Source organism: Scandinavium sp. UTDF21-P1B (assembly GCF_040750395.1).
GTDB lineage: Bacteria > Pseudomonadota > Gammaproteobacteria > Enterobacterales > Enterobacteriaceae > Scandinavium.
Window position 1 is genome coordinate 1 of sequence record NZ_JBFLVD010000011.1, and the last position, 26,204, is coordinate 26,204.

The 26,204-nt window shown below is 54.7% G+C and carries 23 protein-coding genes and 1 pseudogene; 13 read left to right on the forward strand and 11 right to left on the reverse strand.

Going from position 1 to position 26,204, the window contains the following annotated elements:
• Positions 1 to 160 precede the first annotated feature (160 nt).
• The 5 genes and pseudogenes from AB1287_RS06600 (at position 161) to ybiB (ending at position 7,585) form a co-directional block, all read left to right on the forward strand.
• Entirely contained in the window at positions 161 to 655 is a 495-nt protein-coding gene (locus AB1287_RS06600) for a molybdopterin-dependent oxidoreductase (RefSeq protein WP_312627269.1), read from the forward strand.
• A gap of 17 nt (positions 656 to 672) precedes the next feature.
• Positions 673 to 2,629 (forward strand): annotated as a pseudogene (locus tag AB1287_RS06605) (putative bifunctional diguanylate cyclase/phosphodiesterase).
• A gap of 349 nt (positions 2,630 to 2,978) precedes the next feature.
• Positions 2,979 to 4,364, forward strand: coding sequence for an ATP-dependent RNA helicase RhlE (gene rhlE, locus AB1287_RS06610; RefSeq protein WP_435617302.1), 1,386 nt, complete (start codon positions 2,979 to 2,981; stop codon positions 4,362 to 4,364).
• Between the two features lie 96 nt (positions 4,365 to 4,460).
• Positions 4,461 to 6,605 carry an ATP-dependent DNA helicase DinG gene (gene dinG / locus AB1287_RS06615; RefSeq protein ID WP_435617303.1) on the forward strand — a complete coding sequence of 715 codons (2,145 nt, stop codon included), beginning with the start codon at positions 4,461 to 4,463 and terminating at the stop codon, positions 6,603 to 6,605.
• A gap of 17 nt (positions 6,606 to 6,622) precedes the next feature.
• A complete protein-coding gene (gene ybiB / locus AB1287_RS06620; RefSeq protein WP_435617304.1) occupies positions 6,623 to 7,585 on the forward strand; it encodes a DNA-binding protein YbiB in 963 nt (320 codons plus the stop codon).
• Between the two features lie 104 nt (positions 7,586 to 7,689).
• Here ybiB and ybiJ read toward each other — a convergent pair whose 3' ends face one another.
• The 3 genes from ybiJ to AB1287_RS06635 all read right to left on the reverse strand — a co-directional run bounded on the left by ybiJ (position 7,690) and on the right by AB1287_RS06635 (position 9,416).
• Positions 7,690 to 7,950 (reverse strand): DUF1471 family protein YbiJ, encoded by a 261-nt coding sequence (gene ybiJ, locus AB1287_RS06625; RefSeq protein WP_312627279.1) that lies wholly within the window; start codon positions 7,948 to 7,950, stop codon positions 7,690 to 7,692.
• 423 nt (positions 7,951 to 8,373) lie between these two features.
• Complete coding sequence (mcbA, locus tag AB1287_RS06630) at positions 8,374 to 8,637, reverse strand: DUF1471 family periplasmic protein McbA (protein WP_312627280.1); 264 nt, start codon at positions 8,635 to 8,637, stop codon at positions 8,374 to 8,376.
• Positions 8,638 to 8,801: 164 nt separating this feature from the next.
• Positions 8,802 to 9,416, reverse strand: coding sequence for a flavin reductase family protein (locus tag AB1287_RS06635; protein WP_435617305.1), 615 nt, complete (start codon positions 9,414 to 9,416; stop codon positions 8,802 to 8,804).
• A 93-nt stretch (positions 9,417 to 9,509) separates the two neighbouring features.
• Between AB1287_RS06635 and rlmF the strand changes: the two genes are divergently transcribed.
• The gene (gene rlmF, locus AB1287_RS06640; RefSeq protein WP_435617306.1) at positions 9,510 to 10,436 is read left to right on the forward strand and encodes a 23S rRNA (adenine(1618)-N(6))-methyltransferase RlmF; all 927 of its coding nucleotides are present in this window, start codon (positions 9,510 to 9,512) and stop codon (positions 10,434 to 10,436) included.
• 37 nt (positions 10,437 to 10,473) lie between these two features.
• Here rlmF and ybiO read toward each other — a convergent pair whose 3' ends face one another.
• The 6 genes from ybiO to rhtA form a co-directional block, all read right to left on the reverse strand.
• On the reverse strand, positions 10,474 to 12,696 hold the full coding sequence (gene ybiO / locus AB1287_RS06645) for a mechanosensitive channel protein (protein WP_435617307.1): 2,223 nt from the start codon (positions 12,694 to 12,696) through the stop codon (positions 10,474 to 10,476).
• A 212-nt stretch (positions 12,697 to 12,908) separates the two neighbouring features.
• Complete coding sequence (gene glnQ, locus AB1287_RS06650; RefSeq protein ID WP_435617308.1) at positions 12,909 to 13,631, reverse strand: glutamine ABC transporter ATP-binding protein GlnQ; 723 nt, start codon at positions 13,629 to 13,631, stop codon at positions 12,909 to 12,911.
• Complete coding sequence (glnP, locus tag AB1287_RS06655; protein WP_435617309.1) at positions 13,628 to 14,287, reverse strand: glutamine ABC transporter permease GlnP; 660 nt, start codon at positions 14,285 to 14,287, stop codon at positions 13,628 to 13,630. The genes glnQ and glnP overlap by 4 nt, the downstream gene beginning before the upstream one ends.
• An 82-nt stretch (positions 14,288 to 14,369) precedes the next feature.
• Complete coding sequence (gene glnH / locus AB1287_RS06660) at positions 14,370 to 15,116, reverse strand: glutamine ABC transporter substrate-binding protein GlnH (RefSeq protein ID WP_312627286.1); 747 nt, start codon at positions 15,114 to 15,116, stop codon at positions 14,370 to 14,372.
• A 362-nt stretch (positions 15,117 to 15,478) separates the two neighbouring features.
• The gene (gene dps / locus AB1287_RS06665; RefSeq protein WP_312627288.1) at positions 15,479 to 15,982 is read right to left on the reverse strand and encodes a DNA starvation/stationary phase protection protein Dps; all 504 of its coding nucleotides are present in this window, start codon (positions 15,980 to 15,982) and stop codon (positions 15,479 to 15,481) included.
• Between the two features lie 279 nt (positions 15,983 to 16,261).
• Complete coding sequence (gene rhtA / locus AB1287_RS06670; protein WP_435617310.1) at positions 16,262 to 17,152, reverse strand: threonine/homoserine exporter RhtA; 891 nt, start codon at positions 17,150 to 17,152, stop codon at positions 16,262 to 16,264.
• On the opposite strand from rhtA, the gene AB1287_RS06675 reads away from it, so the two are divergent.
• On the forward strand, positions 17,137 to 17,451 hold the full coding sequence (locus AB1287_RS06675; RefSeq protein ID WP_435617311.1) for a hypothetical protein: 315 nt from the start codon (positions 17,137 to 17,139) through the stop codon (positions 17,449 to 17,451). The two genes, rhtA and AB1287_RS06675, sit on opposite strands and share 16 nt — an antisense overlap.
• 56 nt (positions 17,452 to 17,507) lie before the next feature.
• The gene (gene ompX, locus AB1287_RS06680; protein WP_312627291.1) at positions 17,508 to 18,020 is read left to right on the forward strand and encodes an outer membrane protein OmpX; all 513 of its coding nucleotides are present in this window, start codon (positions 17,508 to 17,510) and stop codon (positions 18,018 to 18,020) included.
• A 135-nt stretch (positions 18,021 to 18,155) separates the two neighbouring features.
• On the opposite strand, the gene AB1287_RS06685 is transcribed toward ompX, so the two are convergent.
• The gene (locus AB1287_RS06685; RefSeq protein WP_435617312.1) at positions 18,156 to 19,739 is read right to left on the reverse strand and encodes a phosphoethanolamine transferase; all 1,584 of its coding nucleotides are present in this window, start codon (positions 19,737 to 19,739) and stop codon (positions 18,156 to 18,158) included.
• 270 nt (positions 19,740 to 20,009) lie between these two features.
• On the reverse strand, positions 20,010 to 20,135 hold the full coding sequence (gene mntS / locus AB1287_RS06690; RefSeq protein WP_312627295.1) for a manganase accumulation protein MntS: 126 nt from the start codon (positions 20,133 to 20,135) through the stop codon (positions 20,010 to 20,012).
• Positions 20,136 to 20,319: 184 nt separating this feature from the next.
• On the opposite strand from mntS, the gene mntR reads away from it, so the two are divergent.
• From mntR to AB1287_RS06715, 5 genes are all read left to right on the forward strand, one after another.
• Positions 20,320 to 20,793 carry a manganese-binding transcriptional regulator MntR gene (gene mntR / locus AB1287_RS06695; protein ID WP_312627296.1) on the forward strand — a complete coding sequence of 158 codons (474 nt, stop codon included), beginning with the start codon at positions 20,320 to 20,322 and terminating at the stop codon, positions 20,791 to 20,793.
• Entirely contained in the window at positions 20,790 to 21,902 is a 1,113-nt protein-coding gene (locus tag AB1287_RS06700; RefSeq protein ID WP_435617313.1) for an anion transporter, read from the forward strand. Before mntR ends, AB1287_RS06700 begins: the two co-directional genes overlap by 4 nt.
• Positions 21,903 to 22,002: 100 nt before the next feature.
• Positions 22,003 to 23,097 (forward strand): HlyD family secretion protein, encoded by a 1,095-nt coding sequence (locus AB1287_RS06705; protein ID WP_435617314.1) that lies wholly within the window; start codon positions 22,003 to 22,005, stop codon positions 23,095 to 23,097.
• Positions 23,094 to 24,665, forward strand: coding sequence for a DHA2 family efflux MFS transporter permease subunit (locus AB1287_RS06710; protein ID WP_435617315.1), 1,572 nt, complete (start codon positions 23,094 to 23,096; stop codon positions 24,663 to 24,665). The genes AB1287_RS06705 and AB1287_RS06710 overlap by 4 nt, the downstream gene beginning before the upstream one ends.
• Positions 24,666 to 24,667: 2 nt before the next feature.
• A complete protein-coding gene (locus tag AB1287_RS06715) occupies positions 24,668 to 26,185 on the forward strand; it encodes an efflux transporter outer membrane subunit (protein WP_435617316.1) in 1,518 nt (505 codons plus the stop codon).
• The last annotated feature ends 19 nt before the right edge of the window (positions 26,186 to 26,204 follow it).

Consider the following 26,204-nt stretch of genomic DNA (forward strand, 5'->3'; position numbering starts at 1 on the left):
GATTATCCGTGGCGATTCAGAGCGAGTGGTGCGTTAATACATTGATTTTTATGAATTAAATTATATATTTGCTTAATGCATTGTTATTAGCCAGGCTGCATGTATAAATAGCACGAGCTAAATTATAATTCTTTAATATTCAGTAGATAGGTGGATTAAGATGCGGCTAATTGTCATGCTGTTAAGCTTTATGATCTCCACGCAGATTTTGGCTGGCGAGCTTCCCAAACCTGCCGGGAAAGTCCTGTTAACGCTGTCCGGTAATATAGAAAATACCAATGAAAATGGTAAGGCTATTCTCGATATTGCGAGCCTCGAGAAGCTCGGTATGGTGAGTTTCCAGACCGCCTCTCCCTGGTACAATGGACGCACAACCTTTACGGGTATTCCAATGCAAAAGCTGATGGATTACGTTGGGGCGAAAGGTTCTGTTGTAACGGTGACGGCGCTCAATGACTACACCACCGTTATCCCTCTCAGTGATTTCAAAAAATACAATGTCATTCTTGCCCTAAAAATCAATGGGGAATACATGCGCGTCCGCGATAAAGGTCCGCTATTCATAGTCTATCCCTATGACAGCAAACCTGAACTGAATAATCAGGTCTTTTATTCAAGGTCAGCCTGGCAGGTTAGCAAAATGAGCATTGAGTAGAGGCTCAGAAGAACAACATGAACAGAATACTGGCTGCCATAATATTTTTCCTTTTTATATCCACAGGATATATATCTTTTCTTGTGCACGAAAGGCAGCAAGAGCTACAAAAACTGACGCACTACGCCAATTCATGGTCTGCAGCACAGCTGGTTTCGGAGTATTACCGGTTCGAATCATGGCTTGGTCTTTACACTATCGATGAGTCGATGACACATCGATGATGTGCGCTTACACCTCGATATTATGCTCAGCCAGAGCGATTTGATGAAAGAAGGTGATTTGGGCCAATATATCAATAGCCATAAATCACTTCATGAACTGGCTGTAAAACTCGAAAATACGCTGAATTATCTCGATGCTCACCTTGATACCATGAGTCGCCCGGAACTTCAGGTATATCTGAAGGCCATGTATTCGCTTGATGCACCACTAAGCCGTCTTTCATCCGGTGCTTTAAATAAAGATGTTAACCTGATTAACAACGCCAACAGCAAAATTCAAACTCTGTACTCTGTTTATTCCGCGATTTCAGTGTTGCTAATAATACTGAGTGCGATACTGGGTGTGCTGATTTTTTATCAGAACAGAAATATTTTGAAGGCACATCTTCAGGTCAGGGGACTTGCGGAAGAGCTTCAGAAGTCTAAAGAAAAGCTGCAAATGCAGAATGCCAGACTGGAGTATGACGTTTATCATGACCCTCTTACAGGGATGAGTAACAGGCTGTTTTTCTGGGATAATTTAAACGAAGCCATCAAAATGGCAGAAGGAAATAACAGCGCTGTGACCGTAATGTTATTTGATCTGGACAGGTTCAAGGAAGTCAATGATACCTATGGTCATGATGCGGGTGATATGTTGCTGTGTCAAATATCCCAGCGTCTGGGCTCGATGAGTTTTCATCCCGATACGTTTTATCGCTTAGGCGGGGATGAATTCGCCTTTATTTCTGGCGATCTGACAGAAGGTCACGCTGTTTCGCTGGCCCAAAAAATATGTGATGCTATTAATCAGCCTTACACAATTTATAGCGCGATTATCAATATAACCACCTGTGTCGGTATTGTTAACTCAGAAACAGAACGTCGCTCTGATTATCTCTATAAATTAGCCGACCTGGCCCTCTATGAAGCTAAAAATGAAGGTGCTGGCAGGGTTACTGTCTTCCGCCAGAGAATGTTAGACAAGCTGCAAGAAAGCAGAACCCTTGAGCATGATATGGCCCTGGCGATAATGAATAAAGAGTTCGTGGTTTATTATCAACCGATTGTCGATTCGTTCAGCCGGGAAATTTACAGCTATGAAGCGCTTATTCGTTGGGTGCATCCGCGAAAGGGGATTTTGTCGCCGGATAGCTTTATCCCTGTTGCCGAAAAAACAGGAATGATTAACGAGGTGGGGAAATCAGTGCTTAGCATGGCCTGTCGGGAAGCGGCTTCCTGGGCAGTTCCGGTTAAAATCTCCGTGAATGTCTCTCCTGTCCAGCTAAGCAGCAAAGCCTTTGCCGGAATAGTGCTCTCTGTCCTGAAAGAAACCGGACTCCCGGCTGATCGTCTTGAGCTGGAGGTGACTGAATCATCCCTCTTTATTGAGAGCAAAACGCCGATGAATACCCTTAACAAGCTCAGAGCTCTGGGCGTGCAAATCTCCATCGACGATTTTGGTACCGGATACTCTTCTCTTTCCCGGCTGAGTCGACTTGCGTTCGATAAAATCAAAATAGACAAATCCTTTGTGCAGTCGATATCGACCCAGGAAGACGCCCTGAATATCATCAAACTCATCACCGGCATGGCGAAGTCTCTCAATATGAAGACCGTTGCAGAGGGTGTTGAAACACAGGAACAGCTTGAGAGTCTTCAGACTCTGGGCTGTGATTTCGTACAAGGATATCTGTTTAGTAAACCTCAGCCCTGTGTCGCCGGGGAGATCAGAAATGGTTTAATCCCGAACGGCGCTGCGCGAGGCTGAGTCATCCCCTTCGCCAGCGCCGGCTCCTTGCTTAAAGCCGACATTCACAAGCCCGCATTGGCGTAGGGATTAACTGACGGAAATTCCTGAGGTATAGCTTTAGCCACTCTGAAAATTCGTTCTTCGCGACTTGCATTGTGCCCTGGCATACCAGAGAAACTCTGGCTGGATTTTAGTCAGAAGCTACAGAGAAATGACTGCCTGGCTTTTACTCCGGGATATTTTATGCGGTGTGTCACAAAAACTGCTACACTCCGCTCCTTGCTGACATTATCGTTTTTGTCTTTTTGCCCTGTCACTATCCCCCTGAAAACGATACCTGTCATGGTCGGGGCGGTTCGGAGTTGTTATGTCTTTTGAAACCCTTGGCCTGAATGCTGAGATCCTGCGCGCGATTGCCGAGCAGGGCTACACGCAGCCGACCCCTATTCAGCAGCAGGCTATCCCTTGCGTATTGCAGGGCCGCGACCTGATGGCCAGCGCCCAGACCGGTACCGGTAAAACCGCCGGCTTTACGCTGCCGCTGCTGCAACTGCTTTCCCAGAGTGAACCTCACGCGAAAGGACGTCGTCCGGTGCGTGCACTGATCCTGACACCAACCCGTGAGCTGGCGGCGCAGGTGGGCGAAAACGTTCGCGAATACAGTAAATACCTCAACATCCGTTCGACGGTGGTGTTTGGCGGCGTAAGCATCAACCCGCAGATGATGAAGCTGCGCGGCGGCGTGGACGTGCTGGTGGCAACGCCGGGCCGTCTGCTGGACCTGGAACACCAGAACGCGGTGAGCCTCGATAAAGTTGAAATTCTCGTGCTGGACGAAGCCGACCGCATGCTGGACATGGGCTTTATCCACGACATTCGTCGCGTGCTGGCAAAACTGCCGGCGAAACGCCAGAACCTGCTGTTCTCCGCCACCTTCTCCGACGACATCAAAGCGCTGGCGTCCAAACTCCTGCACAACCCGCTGGAAGTGGAAGTGGCGCGTCGCAACACCGCCTCCGAGCAGGTGACGCAGCACGTGCACTTCGTCGATAAAAAACGCAAGCGCGAGCTGCTGTCGCAGATGATTGGCGAAGGTGACTGGAAGCAGGTGCTGGTGTTTACCCGCACCAAACACGGCGCCAACCACCTCGCCGAACAGCTGAATAAAGACGGCATTCGCAGCGCGGCAATCCACGGCAATAAGAGCCAGGGCGCCCGTACTCGCGCGCTGGCTGATTTCAAATCAGGCGATCTTCGTGTGCTGGTGGCAACGGATATCGCAGCCCGTGGCCTGGATATTGAAGAATTGCCGCACGTGGTCAACTACGAGCTGCCGAACGTGCCGGAAGACTACGTCCACCGCATCGGCCGTACCGGCCGTGCTGCTGCCACGGGTGAAGCGCTGTCTCTGGTCTGCGTGGATGAGCACAAGCTCCTGCGTGACATCGAGCGTTTGCTGAAGAAAGAGATCCCGCGCATTGCGCTCCCGGGTTACGACGTGGATCCAAGCATCCAGGCAGAGCCGATTCAGAACGGTCGCCAGGGGCGTGGTGGTCGCGGTCAAGGCCAGCCTCGTCGTAACGACGCTGGTCAGCCGCGCCGTAGTGACAAACCGGCGGGCAGCGGTCAGCCGCGTCGCAGCGATAAACCGGCCTCCGGAAATGCGCAGCCTCGTCGTGCCGACGGTGAGCAGCCACGCCGCGAAGGCGCTCCGCGTCGTCGCCGTCCGCGTAAACCCGCCGCTACACAGTAATTCCCGAGCATGGCCGCAAATCGCGGCCATTTTTTTTGCCCCCACCGCCGGAAAGTGCCAGAATAGTGGCTGTTTATACAGTATCCGGATTTATTGATGGCACTCACCGCCGCGCTCAAGGCGCAAATCGCCGCCTGGTATAAGGCGCTTCAGGAACAGATCCCCGACTTTATTCCCCGGGCACCGCAGCGGCAGATGATCGCCGACGTGGCGAAAACGCTCGCCGGAGAAGAGGGCAGGCACCTGGCCATCGAAGCGCCAACCGGCGTGGGTAAAACGCTCTCCTACCTGATTCCCGGCATTGCCATTGCCCGGGAAGAGCAAAAAACGCTGGTGATCAGTACCGCCAACGTCGCATTGCAGGATCAGATTTACAGTAAAGACCTGCCGCTGCTGAAAAAAATCATTCCCGAGCTGCGCTTTACCGCGGCTTTCGGCCGCGGACGCTACGTCTGCCCACGCAACCTGACCGCGCTCTCCAGCACCGAGCCGAACCAGCAGGATCTGCTGGCGTTTCTCGAAGACGAACTCACGCCCAATAATCAGGAAGAGCAGAAGCGCTGCGCGAAGCTCAAAGCCGATCTCGACAGCTACAAATGGGATGGCCTGCGCGATCACACCGACCTGGCCATCGACGACGCGCTCTGGGGCCGCCTGAGCACCGACAAAGCCAGCTGCCTTAACCGCAACTGCCACTATTACCGGGAATGCCCGTTCTTTGTTGCCCGCCGGGAAATTCAGGAGGCGGAAGTGGTGGTCGCTAACCATGCGCTGGTGATGGCGGCGATGGAAAGTGAAGCCGTATTGCCGGAGCCAAAAAATCTGCTGCTGGTGCTCGATGAAGGTCATCATCTGCCGGACGTCGCCCGCGATGCGCTGGAGATGAGCGCGGAGATTACCTCTGGCTGGTATCGGCTACAGCTCGATCTTTTCAGCAAGCTGGTGGCGACCTGCATGGAGCAGTTTCGCCCGAAAACCTTTCCGCCTCTTGCCGCCCCCGAGCGGCTTAAAGAGCATTGCGATGAGCTGTATGAGCACATCGTCTCGCTGAACAATATTCTTTCCCTCTATATGCCTGCCGGGCTGGAAGCGGAACACCGCTTTGCTATGGGCGAGCTGCCGGACGAAGTCATGGTTATTTGCCAGCGGCTGGCGAAGCTGACGGAGATGCTGCGCGGGCTGTCGGAGCTGTTTCTCAACGACCTGAGTGAGAAAACCGGCTCGCACGATATCGTTCGTCTCCACCGTATTTTGTTGCAGATGAACCGCGCGCTGGGCATGTTTGAATCCCAGAGCAAACTGTGGCGGCTTGCCGCGATGGTGCAGGCTTCCGGCGCGCCGGTCACCAAATGGGCAACGCGCGATCTGCGCGACGGCCAGCCGCACGTCTGGTTTCACTGCGTAGGGATTCGCGTCAGCGATCAGCTCGAGAAACTGCTATGGCGGCGCGTGCCGCATATCATCGTCACCTCTGCCACGCTGCGTTCGCTGAACAGCTTCTCTCGACTTCAGGAGATGAGCGGGCTGAAGGAGAAGGCGGGTGACAGGTTCGTGGCGCTCGATTCACCTTTCAACCACGTTGAACAGGGCAAAATAGTGATTCCAAAGATGCGCGTAGAGCCGTCGATGGAGAACGAAGAGCAGCATCTGGCGGAAATGGCGGCCTACTTCCGCGAGCAGGTGGAGGAGAAAAAGCATCTGGGCATGCTGGTGCTGTTTGCCAGCGGTCGTGCAATGCAGCGCTTCCTGGAATACGTACAGGATCTGCGGCTTTTGCTGCTGGTACAGGGCGATCAGCCGCGTTACCGGCTGGTGGAGCTGCACCGCAAGCGGGTCGGGGGCGGCGAGCGCAGCGTGCTGGTGGGACTGCAGTCGTTTGCTGAAGGGCTCGACCTGAAGGGCGAACTGCTGAGCCAGGTCCATATCCATAAAATCGCGTTCCCGCCGATCGACAGTCCGGTAGTGATCACCGAGGGTGAATGGCTGAAAAGCCTGAATCGCTATCCGTTTGAAGTACAAAGCCTGCCGAGCGCGTCCTTTAACCTTATACAGCAGGTGGGGCGCTTGATTCGAAGCCACAATTGCTGGGGCGAAGTGGTGATTTACGATAAACGCCTGCTCACCAAAAATTACGGCCCACGTCTGCTGAACGCGCTGCCGGTATTTCCCATTGAGCAACCGGATGCGCCAGAGGGTATAGTGAAAAGCAAACCTAAACCGACTCGTCGCAAGCGGCGTTGAGCCGTCAGGAGCACTGCATGGATTATCGCAATATTATTAAAGAAGTCGGGCGCGGCAAAAATCACGCCCGCGACCTGGATACAGATACGGCCCGTGGCCTGTACGCGCAAATGCTGAAGGGCGAAGTACCGGAACTGGAGCTTGGTGGCATTCTGATTGCGCTGCGCATTAAGGGTGAAGGTGAGGCGGAAATGCTGGGCTTTTATGAAGCGATGCAGCAGCACACCGTCAAGCTGACGCCGCCGGTGGCAAAGCCGATGCCGATCGTTATTCCAAGCTATAACGGCGCGCGCAAGCAGGCTAACCTCACGCCGCTGTTGGCGATGCTGCTGCATAAGCTCGGCTTTCCGGTGCTGGTGCATGGCGTCAGCCACGATCCAACCCGCGTACTGACCGAAACCATTTTTACGCTGCTCGGCATTGAGCCGGCGCTCCACGCCGGGCAGGCGCAGGCGAAACTGGACGGCCATCAGCCGGTGTATATGCCGGTAGGCGCATTCTGCCCGCTGCTGGAAAACCAGCTGGCAATGCGCTGGCGGATGGGCGTGCGTAACAGCGCACATACCCTGGCTAAGCTCGCAACACCGTTTGCCGAAAATGCCGCGCTGCGGCTTTCCAGCGTATCGCATCCGGAATACGTGCCGCGCGTGGGTAAGTTCTTCGCTGATATTGGTGGCCGGGCGCTGTTGATGCACGGCACCGAAGGCGAGGTGTACGCCAATCCCCAGCGCTGCCCGCAGATAAGCCTGATCGACGCAGCCGGTACGCGCGTGCTGGTTGAGCGCGAAGCTGAGGTACGGGAGGCATCGCTGCCGTCTTCTAAAGATCCTGAAGTGACCGCTCGCTGGATTGAACGCTGCGTAGCGGGCGTCGAACCGGTACCAACATCGCTAAAACGACAGATGGCCTGCTGTCTGGTAGCAACCGGCGAAGCGCCTGACTTCGATGCTGCTTTGCAGCGGATCGATGCGCTCTGGTAATTCACAGGCAAAAAAAAGCCCGTCCAGTGGCCGGACGGGCAAAACAAGGGTTAAACAGGTACAGCAGGGCAATGGTCAATGAGGGGTAAAACGTTGTCCGGCGATTATTTGTAGATCACCGCAGTACCGCTGATTTTGTTATTGGTGTTAGCAGACGTAATGCTGTAACCGGTAGCTCCCGCAGCCGCGGCTTTCTCAGCCAGTTTCGCTTCCAGACCGTCCAGGGTGGTTGCGCCTTCCGCAGACACGGTCCCGATTTTGTTCATACTTTGAGCTTCAGCGCTGGAAACCGGCTGAGCGGCAAATACGCCGAAAGAAAGAGCGGAAAGAGCGATGGCAACAGCAGCAGTTTTGATGGTTTTCATGGTTAATCTCTCGCAGGTTATTCTTTAAAAGTGACGTTGTTCCGTCGATGTGATGAGTATCACGTTTTTCTGCGGGAGATAAAATCGAATAGACTTGACAGACTTCATCGAAAAAATTGAACATTAAATAAATTACTGATTATTAATAAAATAAAATCAGAAAACGGTAACGCAACGGTGGAAGTCAATTTGAGGGCACGGATTGCGACTTTTTTCGGCAAAAACTGTGCTCGTAAAGGAAACCGTTTTTGCTGTGTCTGAAGCTATATTTTTGTCAGTGTGTCTGTGTTTTTTGTATGGGCCAGAACTATACACCGTTTTAAATGCGTATTTAAAGTTTTTACTCTTCGGTTTATTTTTTTTTTGTGAAGCAGAAAAAAGAATGCGCCTGCACGAGCGTGAGGCGCATTTCGGTCAGACAGATTATTTGTAGATGGTAGCCGTGCCGTACATTTTGTTATCACCGCTGGCGGAGTTTACCACGAACCCTTTCGCACCCTGTTCATGGGCTTTTTCGGCCAGTTTATCCTGCAGGTCATCTAAAGTGTACGCTCCGGATACCGACACGGTGCCCGCCGGACGTAGTTGTCCGGTATTACCTTGCGTCAGCTGTTGCGGTTCGGCGGATGCCGAGAAAGAGAGCATCGACAACGCACCAGCAGCAACCAGAATCAACAGTTTTTTCATGTGCACATCCTCTCTGTTTCCCACGGGGGATGCGTTAAGTGTAGGCGCTGAAGAAGTGTGATATGCCGCAAAAAATTGATGATGATCTGCTCGTTTTTTGAACGACATTAATTGACAATAAACTGACAAATCAGCCACATACAAGTGGCTGATAAGATTGTGGATTATCGGGCATCCGGGCGAACCAGATCGAAACGCTGGCTTTCATCGATAGTGTAATAAGCCGTTGGACCACCTGCACGCAGTGCGGGTCTGGCTTTGGCGGTCTGGTAAATGCCGTTTTCCAGCAGTGATTCATCAATATGCACCGCCACGACTTCACCCAGCACCAGCCAGGAATCAACTGCGCTGCCGTCGGCGGCGGTCAACTGGATGCATTGCGACAGGCGGCATTCAAAATTCACCGGGCTTTCGGCTACGCGAGGCGCGCGGACGAGGCGGCTTTCTGCAGGGGTTAATCCGGCGCGAACAAATTCGTCTTCGCCGTGGGGCAGGCTTGCGGAGGTTTCATTCATCGCGCTGGCAAGATCGACCGTGGCGAGGTTCCAGACGAATTCGCGCGTTTCAACGATATTGCGCACGCTGTCCTTCCAGCCGCTGCTGGCGAAACCGATGATCGGTGGGCGATAGTTAAAGCAGTTAAAGAAGCTATAGGGTGCCAGATTGCGATTGCCCTGAGCATCTGCCGACGCAATCCAGCCAATCGGGCGTGGGCCAATAATGGCGTTGAGCGGGTCATGTGGCAGTCCATGTCCGTCTGAAGGCTGATAAAAATACATAGCGCACCTGTCAGTTTAAAGGATTATGCAGACTCACTTATTTACGCCACCCGCGTCAACGGGTATCTTACGCTGCCGCAACAGGAGGATGCCATGAATGCCCAAAAGCCGGGGTTACACCCGCGTAACCGTCACCACGCCCGCTATGATTTACCCGCACTGTGCAAGGACACTCCCGCGCTGTCGGCGTTTATCGTCACCAGCCCGACCGGGGAGCAGACCATTAACTTTGCCGATCCCGAGGCGGTAAAAACCCTGAACCAGGCGCTGCTGGCGCACTTTTATCAGGTGAAAGCGTGGAATATTCCGCAGGGCTTCCTCTGCCCGCCGGTACCGGGCCGGGCCGACTATATGCATCATCTGGCCGATCTGCTGGCCGAAACCAGCGGGGGGAAGGTGCCGAACAATGCCAGCGTGCTGGATATCGGTACCGGGGCGAACCTGATTTATCCGCTGATCGGCAGCCATGAATACGGCTGGCGCTTTACCGGAACCGAAGTGAATGCCGAAGCGATTGCCGCAGCGCAGGCCATTATTGAGGCCAATCCGGGCATGAGCCGCCAGATTCGCCTGCGTCGTCAAAAAGATCCCCAGGCTATCCTCAGCGGGGTGATCCACAAAAACGAGCAGTTTGATGCGATGGTCTGCAACCCGCCGTTCCACAACTCCGCCGAAAGCGCCCGCGAGGGTAACGAGCGTAAGCGCCGTAATCTTGGGCAGCAAACTGAGGCGCTGAACTTTGGCGGCCAGCAGCAGGAGCTGTGGTGTGAAGGCGGGGAAGTGGCGTTTATCCGTAAAATGATCGACGAGAGCCGCCAGTTTGCAAAACAGGTGCTGTGGTTTACCACGCTGGTGTCGAAGGGCGATAATCTGCCGATGCTCTATTCCGCGCTGACCGCCGCAGGTGCGGTGAAAGTGGTAAAAAAAGAGATGGCCCAGGGGCAGAAGCAGAGCCGCTTCATTGCCTGGACCTTCCTTGATGAAGACAAACGCCGTCGCTTTGCGGCCCGCGCACGCTGAATGCTGTCGTGCCGGATGGCGCTGACGCATTGGCCGATTACAGCGTTGGCTGATCCGGTAATGGCGGTTCTGATGCCGCTATTGCCGGGTTACCCGGTGCAGGCAAAACCTGATAAGTCTGCACCGGCGCCCGAATATCTGCCTTGTCGAAATGCTTTTTCACCTGGGTATCCAGCGCGAAGCGCACCGTCCACTGTTTCAACGGGAGCGTAGTGAACGAAACCCGCAGCGTGAACGCCGTGTTGGTCAACCCGACCAGCCCCGCAAACGACGGCTCGCCAATCACCAGCCCGCGAATCTCCTCCTGCTCCATGAGCTCTGCTACCGCCGCCTTAAGCGCATCATTGGCTTTATCCACGTCTTCGCTACGGTCGACGTCGTAATTTGCCACTACCGAGCCAATACCACGCACAAAGTTGGCAAAGGTGGTGATAGATGACCAGGGAATGATGTGGTACGCGCCGGTGTCCTGACGTACGCCAACGGAGCGAATTGACATCCGCTCGACGGTGCCGGTGAGTGGCCCGATGGTCACCAGATCGCCGGTATTCATCCCGTTCTCAAACTGAATGAAAATCCCGGTGATGATGTCCTTCACCAGGGTTTGCGAGCCGAAAGAAATGGCGAGACCTAACGCCCCGGCACCGGCCAGCAGCGGGGCGATATTCACGCCAATTTCCGACAGCAGGATCATCACCGTGATGGTGCTGATGACGACCGCCAGCGCATTGCGAAACAGAGTGAGCAGCGTGCGGGCTCGTGCGCTTGGCAGCGGGCGGCCGTGGATATCAGACGCCAGGCGATTCTCGATAAGGCTTGCCAGCAGCGTCCAGCCAATCGCCGAGAAGAACAGGATCAGCGCGATGCGAATCAGCACGTCCACGGTTTTCTCGCCTGCGCCGTTATGCAGCCAGTTCCAGAAATCAAACAATCCCCAGGCGCTTAGCAGCAGCATTACCGCCACGCAGACCGTGAGGATGCGCGCCGCCTTCAGCGAGGCGGATATCCAGCCGTTAAGACGCTTTTGCAGTTCCGGATAGTTGCGCTGGGTCTCCGGCGACAGGGTGATTCTTTTGGCAATCCATCGCGACAGAATACCTGACACAAACGCCGCAATGCCGATAATAGCCAGGCTTTTAACCGACGCGCCCATCATAAATTTCAGGCTGTTGCCCGGGTCGAAGAGCGAGAAGAAAAACAGCACGATAAAGTATGCGCTGGCGAGCCAGTGCCAGACCAGCGCAAAGGCGCGAATGAACAGGCTGAAAAACGCCAGCGAGCGGTTGGCAAGCCCGAGCAGGCTTTCGGTAATCGCTTTCTTGTTGTGAAAAATGAGCCACAGTGCCCAGACGGTGATGCACAGCATGATAATGACGTTAGCGAGCGCGCCGGTCTGTACGTTTATCTGATTTGAAACGATCGGCACCGCGACGATAAGTCCGTAGCCAATCAGCCCGCTCAGCAGGCTCAGGCGCAGGCTCCAGTAACGTGCTGTGTCATTTTGAATGCTGAAAGGGCGCAGGTCCGGCACGCGGGGGCAGAATATCAGGCGCAGAATGGCTTTGAAGAACTCTATCAGCGCAAAGGCGTTCAGGAACAGGCTTTGCTGAAAGGCCACGGTGCGGCTACCGCCGTTGAGCCTGTCGCTCAGCATCTGCCCGACAAACAGCGTCAGGCTGAGCAGCAACAGGTCGATGATTAACGCGGCGGTAATCATCGCCGGGAGGTGCAGCCAGCTGTTGCGATCCCGGTTTTTTTTGCGTCCCCACTGGCCCATTTTGCGATACAGCGGCAGTGCGCCCAGGCGTAGCAGGGCATAGAACGCGAAGACCAGAACCGCCAGCAGCAGAAAGTGAGTGACGGCGTTGCTGAACGTCTGAGCATTGAACGGTTTATGGGGCGCGGTGGAGATATTTCGCCAAAGCTGTGCGAATCGGGTGGACAGCGCTTCGCCGTAGCGGCGGCTTACATCGGTCACGCTTTCCAGTACGGTCTTTTCCTCCGTCACCGGTGGTGGCGTGAGCGTCGGGACTTTTTCCTGCGGTGGCGTGGCGGCGGCAGTGCGCAACTGCTTAATCAGCTCCTGGCGCGACGCATCGTTTTCCAGTACGTCCGCCAGCGCCGCATAGGCCGCTTTTTTCTGAGCGGCATCAGGTTCGCTGGAGGAAGGCTGGCTGGCGGCGGTGGTCACGCCGGGAATCGTTACCGCCTGAAGCGGCGCACAAAACAGCGTTGCAATCAGCAACAGGATCCACGGCACGGGGCCTCCCTTTCAAATCATCAACAAAATGATAAGTATAGTGGGTGGGGAGAAGTGGCTGGATTTTGGGAAAAATCTCTGAGGGAGATGGCAAGTCCTGGGGGCATTTTTTGCCTGATGGCGCTTCCTACATCATTCACTGAGCATGTTGAACTTGTAGGCCCGGCAAGCCTGCGCCACCGGGCATTTTTGTCGTTTATCAGCGATGCTGATTACGAAACGTGCTGCAGAAACTCCTGCAAACGCTGGCTTGGCGGATTGGCAATCAGCGTTTGCGGGTTGCCGTCTTCGGCAATGCGCCCTTTGTCGATGAAAATCAGACGCGAGGCCACTTTCTCGGCAAAGCCGATTTCGTGGGTGACGATGACCATGGTCATGCCTTCTTCAGCCAGATCCTGCATGACCTTCAGCACTTCATGACGCAGCTCCGGGTCGAGCGCGGAGGTTGGTTCATCAAACAGCATCATTTTCGGCTTCACCGCGAGCGCACGGGCAATCGCCACGCGCTGCTGCTGGCCGCCGGAGAGCTCAGATGGGTAGTGATGGCCGCGTTCGGCGAGGCCCACCTTTGCCAGCAGGCTTTTTGCCAGGGCTTCTGCTTCTGCTTTCGATGCGCCGCGCACGCGCTGCGGGCCGAACATCACGTTTTCCAGCGCCGTCAGGTGCGGGAACAGGTAAAACTGCTGGAACACCATACCCGCTTCCTGACGAATCAGGCGCTCATCGACTTTCGGGTTGTTAACCTTCAGGCCATCAACGATCAGATCGCCGCTGGTGACTTCTTCAAGCTTGTTGATGCAGCGCAGGAGGGTGGATTTTCCCGAGCCCGACGGCCCGATAATCACCACCACTTCCCCCTGTTTGATATTCAGATCGATATTGTGCAGCACCTGAGTCTGGCCGAAGTGCTTGGAGACGTTTTTAAATTCAATCACAGGATTTTCATCCTTCTTTCAAGAATGCGAAGCACGATGTTCAGTACCTGAGTGATGATCAGGTAGATGACACCGACGGCGGTCCAGATTTCCAGCGCGCGGAAGTTACCGGCAATGATCTCCTGACCGCTGCGGGTCAGCTCAGCGGCACCGATTACGATAAACAGTGAGGTGTCCTTGATGCTGATAATCAGCTGGTTACCGAGGGCCGGGAGCATGCGGCGCACCGCCAGCGGCATAATCACGTGGCGAATGGTTTCGCGACGGGAGAGGCCAAGCGCCAGGCCCGCTTCGCTGAAGCCTTTATGAATCGACAGGACCGAACCGCGGGTGATTTCCGCGATGTACGCACCGGAGTTGATCATGATGGTGATCACCGCCGCGGTGAAGGTGTCGATACGAATGTCCGGGAAGGCCATCGGCAGGGCGAAGTAAATGTACATCACCTGCACGACGATTGGCGTGCCGCGGATAACTTCGATGAACACGAGGGCGATATGGTTAGAAATCCAGCCGCCATAGGTGCGGGCCAGACCTGCCAACAGGCCAATTACCAGACCGCCAGCCAGTCCGAGGATCGAAATCCACAGAGTCATTTTGGCGCCATCCAGCAGGATTGGAATGGCAGGCCAAATGACGCTCCAGTCAAACTGCATACGTTATATTCCTGTTACCGTGGTTCAAAAACAGCAGGGGCGAAAGGCCGCCCCTGAACTCATGAGACTTCACTAAAGATAATTATTTTGGTTCAGTGCCGAACCATTTTTTGTAGATTTCGTTGTACTGGCCGTTTTCGTGCAGGGTTTTCAGCGCACCGTTCACTTTTTCACGCAGGTCGTCGCTGCCTTTCGGGAATGCGATACCGTACTGCTGTGCTTCCAGCGATTCGCCTACCGCTTTGAACTGACCGTTGCCGGCCGTTTTGATGAAGTACAGAATGTTCGGAGTATCGTGCAGCACGGCGTCAGCGCGGTTGGTGCCAAGTTCCATATAGGCATTGTCGATGTTCGGGAACTGGCGAAGGTCTTTGGTTTTGATGTTGGCTTTCGCATAGTCAACGGAGCCGGTGCCGCTTTTCACTGCCAGCACTTTACCGTCGAGATCTTTCACGGATTTGATGTCGTTGTTGTTGGCTTTAACCATCACCAGCAGGCCGCTTTTATAGTAGCCATCTGAGAAGTCGATCGCTTTTTTACGCTCGTCGGTAATGGTGATTCCGGCCAGCGCCAGGTCGATGTTTTTGGTCTGCAGCGCAGGAATAATGCCGCTGAAATCCATAGGCTTCAGGGTGTAGTTGAGCTTCAGCTCTTTGGCGATGGCTGCCCACAGATCGACGTCGAAACCTACGTATTTGTCACCCTGCTTAAACTCAAACGGAACGAATGCCGTATCAGTGGCCACAACCAGCTGCTTTTCTGCAGCCTGGGAAGAAACGGCGAAGGCCAGAGCCAGTGCGGCCAGTGAAACTTTGAATACAGACTTCATAGCATTTCCTTTTATAACCACGGGGCAATCCCCTGCGAGAATGATTGGTGTATGAAAAAATCATGCCAACTTTACAACCTGTTGTTTTTCAACGAAGCGGTAACGACTGATTGCACGAAAAAGGTGTTATGAAGGTTGTCGTGCACCACAACGAGGCACCGAATTAGTGCATTAAAACGGGTGGATAAGGCATGCTGATATTTAGCGCAACTTAAGCCGATAAAACAATCTTTCGTTAACGATTGTGTGAAGTGATAGTTACAAATGATTTACTTTTTGGAGCGGGGATGAGGACGGGGTGCACCATAGAAGTGCAAAACCCCTCGGAGGAGGGGTTTGGAAAAATAAGAATAAGCTCTCGTTTATTCGATATTGGATTCGATAAACCACAGGAATTTATCGAGGTCGCGTGAGGCAGCGGTAAAGATATCGGCGGTGTCTTCATCTTTGGCTTCACCAACCGCTTTACGCACGTCGTTAGCCACGATGGCGTAACGATCTGCCAGCTCTTTCAGGTGTTCCTGAACGGTATGGATGTCCAGCGGATAGCTTTTCAGTGGTGTTTTATTGTTGATAACCTGAGTGGTCCCCAGCGCCACGCCGCCCAGTTGAACGGCACGTTCTGCCATCGTGTCGAGGTGATCGATCAGTGCCGTGCGGAAGCCGTCCAGCATCTCATGAACGGCAATAAAGTTGGCACCGCGCATATTCCAGTGGGCCTGTTTGGTGATAAGTGACAGGTCAATGAACTGGATCACCTGGCGATTAAGCAACTCAATGGTCGCTTTTTTCTCGCTGTCCGATACATCGTTACGGGTATAAAGCAGATTAGATGTTTTGGTTTTTACCAGTTTAGCGGTACTCATAATCTCATATCCTCTTGATGTCATTGTCCAATGAATTACCGGAAACAAGTATAGCACCGGCTATTCATGCTGCCGGAACGTTCCTGCCTATCAGTTTAATAGCGCACGTGAAATTGAAAGCAGTTAAATCTTTCACAAACAAAGGGATATTCTGATTTTTGTCGGACGATAACGGCCAGATAAGAAAGGTCTGTTTCTGTTTGGAATATTTTCCCCCGTTGAGCATCGAGGCGGGAGATTAAGGACGGCACCGCAGGGAAATATTGCCCTGCGGCAACATTAATCATTAATCGTGATGTTTTCTATCTTACTGTCTCGCCTGAGCGTAAGCGTTGACCCCATCGACGCAATCATAATCGCGAACAGGGCGAGGCTCTGCGTGCCGGTCAACGTTTCGCCAAGGAAAATCATGCCGGAAACCGCCGCCATGGCTGGCTCCATGCTCATCAGCGTACCAAAGGTGCGGGTTGGCATCCTCGTCAGGGCAATCATCTCGAGCGAGTAGGGCAGCGCTGTGGACAACACGGCGATAGCGATGCCCAGCGGCAGAATTGACCACTGCCAGAGCACTTCTCCCGCCTGCCAGGCGCCGATGGGCACAAATACCAGCGCTGCTATCACTGAGCCCATCGCGACCGTCGCCGGGCCGTGTTCTTCACCTGCGCGCTGGCCGGTGATGATGTAGACCGCCCAGCAGGCGCCGGCACCCAGCGCCAGCGCTGCCCCGGTTAAATCGACGTGGGCAATGCTTTGCCCGAGCGGCAGCAGGAACCAGAGGCCCAGAATCGCAAGCAGCACCCAGACAAAATCGATGGGCCGGCGGGAGCCGAAGAGTGCCACCGCCAGCGGGCCGGTAAACTCCAGTGCCACCGCCACGCCCAGCGGAATGCGCTGGATCGACAAATAGAAAAGGAAATTCATCGCGCCAAGCGACAGGCCATACAACAGCAGGGGCAGACGTTGCTCGCGAGTGAAGCGCAGACGCCACGGTTTGAAGACGCAGACCAGAATCAGGGTTCCAAGCGCCAGGCGCAGGGCGGTGACGCCGGGCGCACCCACCAGAGGAAAGAGCGATTTTGCCAGCGCAGCGCCGCTTTGAATCGAACACATGGCAATCAAGATTACGAGGATCGGCAGCCATACCGGAACTTTACGTGACACCCCTGGCATCCTTTCTCCTGTCAATTTTTGTCAAAGGAAGTAAAAGAGGCAGTGTAAATGAATTACCCCTTTCCGGTTTAGCCATTGTTGAAAAAAAGACGCGAAAAGCGTCTTACAATAAAGTTCAGTCGACGGGTAAAAATTCTGTCTGTTTCGGACTAATCTTGGTGATTGCGCTGGTTGTTGGGCGCCATAATGATAAAATCTGCGAAGAAACGGTTGATTATCAACAGGGATTGTCAGAGCTGGAAACGTTTGGTTACACGATAAACGCTCTTAGACAACACAAATCCGACAGAGTTTCTTAACAAATTTTGATATATTTAAAACTTACGGACTTACTTGAAGCACATTTGAGGTGGTTATGAATAAAATTGCACGTCTTTCCGCACTGGCCATTGTTCTGGCTGCAACCGCAGGTACCGCTGTAGCTGCAACTTCTACCGTTACCGGCGGCTACGCTCAGAGCGACATGCAGGGCGAAGCGAACAAAGCAGGTGGTTTCAACCTGAAATACCGTTACGAGCAGGATAACAATCCACTCGGCGTGATCGGTTCCTTCACCTACACCGAGAAAAACCGTAGCGAAGATGGCGTTTATAACAAAGGTCAGTACTACGGTATCACCGCTGGTCCTGCTTACCGCATCAATGACTGGGCAAGCATCTACGGCGTAGTGGGTGTTGGCTACGGTAAATTCCAGGCTAACGACTTCCCTGCAAGCAAATCCGACATGAGCGACTACGGTTTCTCTTACGGTGCAGGTTTGCAGTTCAACCCAATCGAAAACGTAGCGCTGGACTTCTCCTACGAGCAGTCTCGCATTCGTAACGTTGACGTTGGCACCTGGATCGCAGGCGTCGGTTACCGCTTCTAATCACTTCGGTGATAATAAAAAATCCGCCCACGTGGCGGATTTTTTTTGTCTGAGAATTGGCCCGGTGATATTTCGTTTGCATGGGCCTGAGGGAAGTTCCAGGGCCGGATAAGCACAACGTCATCCGGCAATATTTTACCGCGTCGAAGTCTCAAAAACGTCCGTACCAAGGTGGGTGTAATCCACCTTCTGCAGCTGGAAGTTGGTAATGTAAATCGGGCCTGCTTTTTGGTTCGAGACAAAGCGGTAGGCAGGCTTTATCTCTGCTGCCTGAATCCCCGTCCACTGTGAGAAGAAGCTCAGGAAATCATTCGCGGAACGGCGTGCTTTAATGATCCTGTGCGTTTTATCATCGCTGGAAATGACCATAAACGGCACCTGGAAGTTCTGCTGGAACTTGTCGTCGTGGGCCAGATACTGCACCGATTTGCCACGTTCTTTAAATGCCAGCCCGTGATCGGAGAAATAGACCAGCGAGAAGCTGTCTCCGGAATTACGCAGCTGATCGTAGAGCTTGCTTAACAGCTGGTCGGTCTGGGTCATAGTGTAGAGATAGCACGAGGTCTCTTTTGACTGCACAAAGTCGGTATATTTGCCCTGAGTGCGATCGCACGCCTGCGGATGGGAACCCATCAGGTGCAATACGATAAGCTGCGGCTGCGTGCGCTCGGTGGAGAGCACCTGCGCGGTCATCTTCAGCAGCTCTTCATCTTTGGTGTTTTTATCGGCTTCAAAATCACCGTTTTTCAAAAAATGCACTTCGTCAGCGCGCTTCGCAATGCTGGCGATGGCCGTGTCATATTCACCAATCTGCCCCTGATTGGAGAACCACCAGGTCTGGAAGCCTGCGCGGTTTGCCAGGGTTACAAAATTATTCTGATACTGCGGTTTGCCGTCTTCCACGTGGTTGAGCGTCAGGCCCAGCGACTTCTGCGTGGATCCGCTGGCGGAGATGTAGTCGGTGAATAGCGTTCCGTTCACGCTGCTTTCAAATGGCGTGTTATCCCAGTGACCACCAAACGCGCCCATTGCATCCCGGCGCGCGCTTTCGCCAATCACCACCACATAGGTGTGATACTTCGGCTTCACGGCGACCACGTTCCAGGTATCTTTCTGATTCGCAAACTGCGCGAGGCGCGCCTGTTCATCAAGCACCTGTTGGTTGCTGATAGCCACGTCATGGACAAAACGCACAGCGGGGTAGCCGATTTTGCTGAGGCGGAAGACGCCATCCCAGGCAATTTCCTGTACCGGGCGGACAAAGGCAACGCCGAGGCAAAATACGAGGCAAAGCAGCTCAATCTTTCTCCACGGGCGTTTTGCTTCCGGCTTGCGGCGCACTGCGATCACACCGAGGGCGAAGATAAACAGTGAAATAAAATAGCTGTACCACGGGAAGATGGTCAGAATTTCCGTAGATTCTTCTGCGTTGGTCGAATGGAGAGCCAGCAGGGTATTAAAGTTGGGGGCACCATATGCCTGAGCGAATGGGTAATACAACGCTCCCGCAACGGAATAAATGCCCAGCAGGACTTTTTGCGTTCGCGGCAGCGCGCGCCACAGCAGGTGCAGCACGCAGGTAAACGCGACGGTATACAGGAGGCTGAAAGGGTATCCCAGCGCCAGATTCATCAGCAGCGATTGTAAAAAGTAAAATCCGGTCCATGGGCTAAGCGCCAGGCCACGCGCGGCCAGCGTTTCTTTCAGCGTTACGTTCATAGGTCACAATCAAAAAGCCGCCATGTGCGTCCCCTGGCGTCAAAGGGTAAAACCTGCCTGGCAGTGCGTGAGGAATGGGGTTCGTCGAGGCGCTAAAGCTGCAGGGATGCAAGAAGATAAATTTGATGAATAATTCCGTCAACACCTCATAACAAATTGTTTTGAGAGGGCGACTGCAAATCCGGAAAAAAGAAGGGGGTTTTCAGGTCAAACGGTCAGGATAACGGGGAAAGATGACAGCAAAATGAAGCGGCGTACCGCGACGCCGCATTAGCGTGAAGGTTTGTCCTGCTGCGGTTTTCCGTTGATGATGTCGCAGATCATTGAGATCAGCATCAGGCGTACTTTAAAAGGCGAATGGCTAAACACGTGTAAGCACCTCTTGAGTTCGTTCATAAGACCCTCCTGAACTTTCTGCACCTTCGTTCCCTGAAGGATGTTCGTATTACATACAGATATAGCACAGGCTATATTACTTAGCTATGGCTAAAACGTTAATTTTTTGTGCTGAGGTCACTATCCTATACAATAGGGCTTCTTAAATTGATGCATTGACGCGTCACCGCGAAGAGGAAGCACAATGAGTCGTCGCCCGGCCACCCCAGGATTGAAAAAAGTGACGCAGTTAGTGAATGTCGAAGAGCATGTGGAAGGTTTTCGTCAGGTGCGTGAAGCGCACCGTCGCGAACTGATTGACGACTACGTTGAGCTGATTTCCGATCTTATTCGTGAACTGGGGGAGGCGCGCCAGGTCGACATGGCAGCTCGTCTGGGCGTCTCGCAGCCGACCGTCGCGAAAATGTTAAAACGTCTCGCGGGCGTGGGGCTTATTGAACAGATTCCCTGGCGCGGCGTGTTTCTGACGCCGGAAGGCGAGAAGCTGGCGCAGGAGACCCGCGAGCGGCATCAGATTGTTGAAAATTTTCTGCTGGCGATTGGTGTCAGTCAGGATACCGCTCGCCGCGATGCCGAAGGGATGGAGCACCACGTCAGCGAAGAGACGCTCGAACGCTTCCGCCAGTTTACGCTTCAGTCAGGACTGCACGCTGAATGACTCCCCCTTTTCTGCGGTCGCTTCTGCGCGACCGCTTTTTGCATTTGCTGCTGCTCATTGGTATAGCGCTTTCCTTCTTTATTCCATTTCATCCTTCTGCCTGGCCTGCCGCTATCGACTGGCACACCATCATCACCCTGAGCGGGCTGATGCTGTTGACCAAAGGCGTGGAGCTGAGCGGTTATTTTGACGTGCTGGGGCGCAAAATGGCCCGTCGATTTGCTACCGAGCGTCAACTGGCGCTCTTTATGGTGCTGGCGGCAGTGCTACTTTCGACGTTTCTGACCAACGACGTGGCGCTGTTTATCGTGGTGCCACTGACGCTGACGTTAAAGAAATGGAGTGCTATCCCGGTCAATCGACTGATTATTTTCGAAGCGCTGGCGGTGAACGCCGGATCGTTGCTGACGCCGATCGGCAATCCGCAGAACATCCTGCTATGGGGCCGCTCCGGGCTCTCGTTCCTTACCTTCAGCTGGCAAATGGCTCCGCTGGCGCTGGCGATGATGCTGACGCTGGTGCTGCTGTGCTGGTTCTGCTTCCCGGCAAAAGTCCTGCATTTCCAGCGTGGCGATCGCACGCCAGGCTGGAATCCGAAGCTGGTGTGGTGCAGCCTTGCGTTCTACCTTGTCTTTTTATTAAGCCTCGAATTACGTCTCGAACTGTGGGGGCTCGCGGTGCTTGCCGTCGGTTTCCTCCTGCTGGAGCGCCGTGTGGTGGTCAACGTGGACTGGGCGCTGCTGCTGGTCTTTATGGCGATGTTTGTCGACGTGCATCTGATGACGCAGCTGCCTGCATTGCACCATGTGCTGAGCGGCGTGAGCGGGCTGTCGGACGGCGGGCTTTGGCTGACGGCGATTGGCCTTTCGCAGGTGATAAGTAACGTGCCGTCGACCATTTTACTGATTAACTATGTTCCGCCTTCCTTGCTGCTCGCCTGGGCGGTAAACGTCGGTGGCTTCGGCCTGCTGCCGGGGTCGCTTGCCAACCTGATTGCCCTGCGGATGACGAACGATCGCCGCATCTGGTGGCGCTTTCACCTCTATTCGCTGCCGATGCTTCTGTGGGCGGCGCTGGCCGGATTTGGTCTGCTGCTGCTTGTCAGATAATGCTCAATTGTCAGGATTTCCTGGCAAACGGTAAGCAACGTCCTACGTTTAGTAAACGGCGAAATGGTGACGCCGTTTACTTACAGGACCGTTGCAGGCTATGGCAGAGACGAATTCTTCTTCAGAAAATGAACAAAACAGTGACGCAGAAACGCGCAAGCGTCCGGGTAAAAAGCCGCTAATCATTCTCGGGATCGTGGTGGTGGTCATGCTGGTTATCGCCTTCATCTGGTGGTTCCTGACCCGCAACGAAGAAACCACCGACGATGCCTTTACCGACGGAAACGCCGTCACGATTGCCCCGAAAGCGGCAGGTTACGTCACAGAGCTGAAGGTGATGGATAACCAGCGGGTGAAGCAGGGGGATTTACTGGTGGTTATCGATCCCCGCGATAACGCCGCCCAGCGCGATCAGGCCAAGGCGCAGCTGGGGCTGGCAGAGGCGCAGTGGCATCAGGCGCAGGCGCAGCTCGATCTCTCCAAAGTACAATATCCCGCCCAGCGTGACGAAGCCCGGGCCAACGTGCTGAAAGCGCAGGCCGATCTGGCGAATGCCGAAGCGGCGTATCGTCGGCAGCGCGGCGTGGATCCGCGTGCCACCACTCAACAAAATATTGATTCGGCCAACGCGCAACTGCGGAGCGCCCAGGCGGGACTGGCCAGCGCCAAAGCGCAGCTGGAGGTGGCCGACCAGATACAGTTACAGATTCGTCAGCAGGAAACGAACGTTGAGGCGCGTGCCCGGCAGGTCGATCAGGCCAAAGCACAGCTCGAAACCGCCGAGCTGAATCTCTCTTATACCGAAGTGCGTGCGCCGTTTGATGGCTTCGTCACTAAGCGTAACGTCCAGACCGGCACGCTGGTGCAGGCAGGGACGGCGCTGTTTTCGCTGGTGTCGGCGGACGTGTGGGTTACCGCCAACTTTAAAGAGTCGCAGCTTGAGCGAATGAAGCCCGGGAATAAGGTGAGCGTCTCGGTGGACGCATGGCCGGACATGAAACTTGAAGGACACGTCGACAGCATCCAGCAGGGCAGTGGCGCGAAGTTTTCCGCGTTCCCGGCGGAAAACGCCACGGGCAACTATGTGAAAATTGTTCAGCGCGTACCGGTCAAAATCGTGATTGATAAAGGGCTTGATGCGAACCATCCGCTGCCGCTGGGTCTGTCGGTTGAACCGAAGGTCACCGTGGAATGACCGACGTCAGCCATGAAAACTGGCGTCCGGCCAGTAACCCGTGGGCGGTGGCGATTGTCGTCACCCTTGCGGTGTTTATGGAGATCCTCGACACCACCATCGTCAACGTGGCGCTGCCGCACGTAGCCGGGTCGCTCTCCGCAAGCTATGACGAATCCACCTGGGTGCTGACCAGCTACCTGGTGGCGAACGGGATAGTGCTGCCGATTTCCGCCTTCCTGAGCCGCCTGCTCGGGCGCAAACAGTTCTTCATCATCTGCATCGTGATGTTCACCATTTGCTCCTTTCTCTGCGGTATTGCCACCGAACTGTGGCAAATCATCCTCTTTCGCGTGATGCAGGGCTTTTTTGGCGGCGGTCTGCAGCCGACCCAACAGTCCGTTTTGCTCGATTACTTCAAACCCGAAGATCGCGGTAAGGCGTTTGGCCTTTCGTCCATCGCCATTATCGTGGCTCCGGTCATGGGTCCGACGCTTGGCGGCTGGATCACCGACAGCTACTCGTGGCGCTGGGTGTTCTTTATCAATATACCGGTGGGTATCCTGACGGTGCTGGCGGTGTATCAGCTGCTCGAAGATCCGCCGTGGGAGAAAAAGGCCGAAGGCAAGGCGAGCATCGACTGGACGGGCATTGGCCTGATTGCGCTGGGACTGGGCTGTTTGCAGGTAATGCTGGACCGCGGTGAAGACGATGATTGGTTCCACTCTAACTTCATCATCACCTTTGCGGTGCTGACAATCATTGGCATCGTCGGAGCCATATACTGGCTTATTTACGCCCGCAAGCCGGTGGTGGATTTACGCTGCATGGCAGATCGTAACTTTGCCGTTTCCTGCCTGCTGATGGCCGGAATGGCGATGATCCTTTACGGCAGCTCGGTCGTCATTCCCCAACTGGCCCAGCAGGATTTGGGCTATACCGCCACCTGGTCCGGGCTGGTGATGTCGCCGGGAGCCGTGCTGATCGTGTTGACTATTCCACTGGTGTTGAAGCTGATGCCGGTGGTGCAAACGCGCTGGATCATCGCTTTTGGCTTCACGCTGCTGGCGGCGTCGTTTTTCTGGTCGCGAAACCTGACGCCCGCTATGGATTTTGAAACGCTGATGCTCTTCCGCTGCGCGCAGTCGCTGGGGCTGGGCTTCCTGTTTGTGCCGCTCACGACCATTGCGTTTGTGTCGATTCCCCGCCGCCTGAATGCGGACGCCTCGGCGCTGTTTACCATGTTCCGTAACGTCGCCGGATCGGTAGGCATTTCGCTCTCTACGGCGGCGATCACCGAGCGGGCGCAGACCCATAGCGCTTATCTGGCCTACAACGCCACGCCTTTCGACGAATCCTTCCAGCTCACGCTCAAAGAGGTGGCACAGGCGATCCGCAATTTCACCACCCAGGTGGACGATCCGCTGAGCCTGGCCGGTGGGCAGCTGTATAAAGAGCTGATCGCCCAGTCGCGTTTTCTCGCCTATGTTGATGTTTTTACCATTCTGAGCGTGGTCGCGCTTTGCCTGATCCCGTTTTGTTTACTGCTTTCGCCGATCAAAAGCGAAGGCAGCGCAGGAGCACACTGACGATGCACCGAAGTTTAATTCTTACTCTGACCGCTCTGCTGGCAGGCTGCGCCGTCGGGCCAGATTATCAGCCCGCACAGCCCATAACGCCGTCTCACTGGAACGATCCGGGTGATAAATCCGCGCGCTCACAAACGGCCACCCAGGCGGTAAACACCCGCTGGTGGACGTCGTTTAATTCCGCAGAGCTTAACAGCCTCATCGAGAGGGCCATTATCGGCAACCTCTCGCTTCAGCAAACCGCGCTGCGCATCGCCGGGGCGCGCGAACAGCTGAATCAGGCTAACGGCGCGTTCTTCCCTTCGGTGAACGGTAATTTACAGGCGACGCGTCAGCAGCTCGGGGTTAAAGGTGAGCTGAACTCTCAGGGCGTGTATGACCAGATAGACAACGTAGATCCGAATTTAAAAGGTGCACTTCAGCCGTTGACCGAGCCGATTCATCTCTATCAGGGCAGCTTTGACGCCCAGTGGGAGCTGGATTTGTGGGGTAAGGTGCGGCGTCAGGTGGAAGCGGCGCAGGCGCAGCAGCAGGCGGCGATTGAGCAGCGCAACGATGCGCTGGTGTCGCTGGAGGCGGAAGTTGCCCGAGCCTGGCTACAGCTGCGCGGCACGCAAAGCATTATGGCGACCATGAACACGCAGATTGCCAGCGCGCAGGAAACGCTTGAGTTGACCGACAGCCGCCAGAAGGGCGGGCTCTCTCCGCAGATGGACGTGGAAAATGCGCGTGCGCAGTTGGGGACGCTCCAGGCCCAGCTGCCGCAGTATGAAGCACAGGAACGGCAGGCGATGAACGCGCTGGCTATTCTGCTTGGCAAACCGCCGGGGGCGCTGGACGGCGAACTGAGTTCGCCGCAGCCGCTCCCCAAACTCCCGGACGTGGTGCAGACCGGTATTCCTTCGACGCTTGCCCGTCGCAGGCCGGACGTGCGCGAAGCCGAAGCCAATCTGCACGCCGCCACGGCACAAATCGGCGTCTCCGTGGCGGAGCTGTTCCCGAGCCTGACGCTCAATGGGCAGTTTGGCCTGCGTAATACCGAAACTAACTGGCTGACCGACTGGAGCAGCCATTTCTACAGCGTGGGTCCGCAGATTTCGATCCCGATTTTCCAGGGGGGTCGGCTGGTGTCGAGCGTCAAGCTGGCCCGGGCGCAGCAGGGCGCTCAGGTACTTCAGTACCGGCAGACGGTGCTGACGGCGCTGGGGGATGTGGAGAATTCGCTGGTCAGCTACCGCAGCGATCAGAAGCAGGAGCAGGCGCTGCAACACACTATCGATGCGCTGCAAAACGCCTTCGATCTGGCGAACTCCAGCTACAAACAGGGGCTGGCGACGTTTATCGACGTGCTGGATGCGCAGCGCCAGCTGGCGCAGGCCGAACAGCAGCATGCCCAGGCGCAGGTGCAAAGCCGGATCGATCTCGTGGCGCTGTACAAAGCGCTCGGCGGCGGCTGGGAAACGTACCAGAATGTTCATCTGCCGGAGTATTCCGTTTTCGGCGATGCGCCACGTGGATAAGGTTTGGAGAATTGGGCAA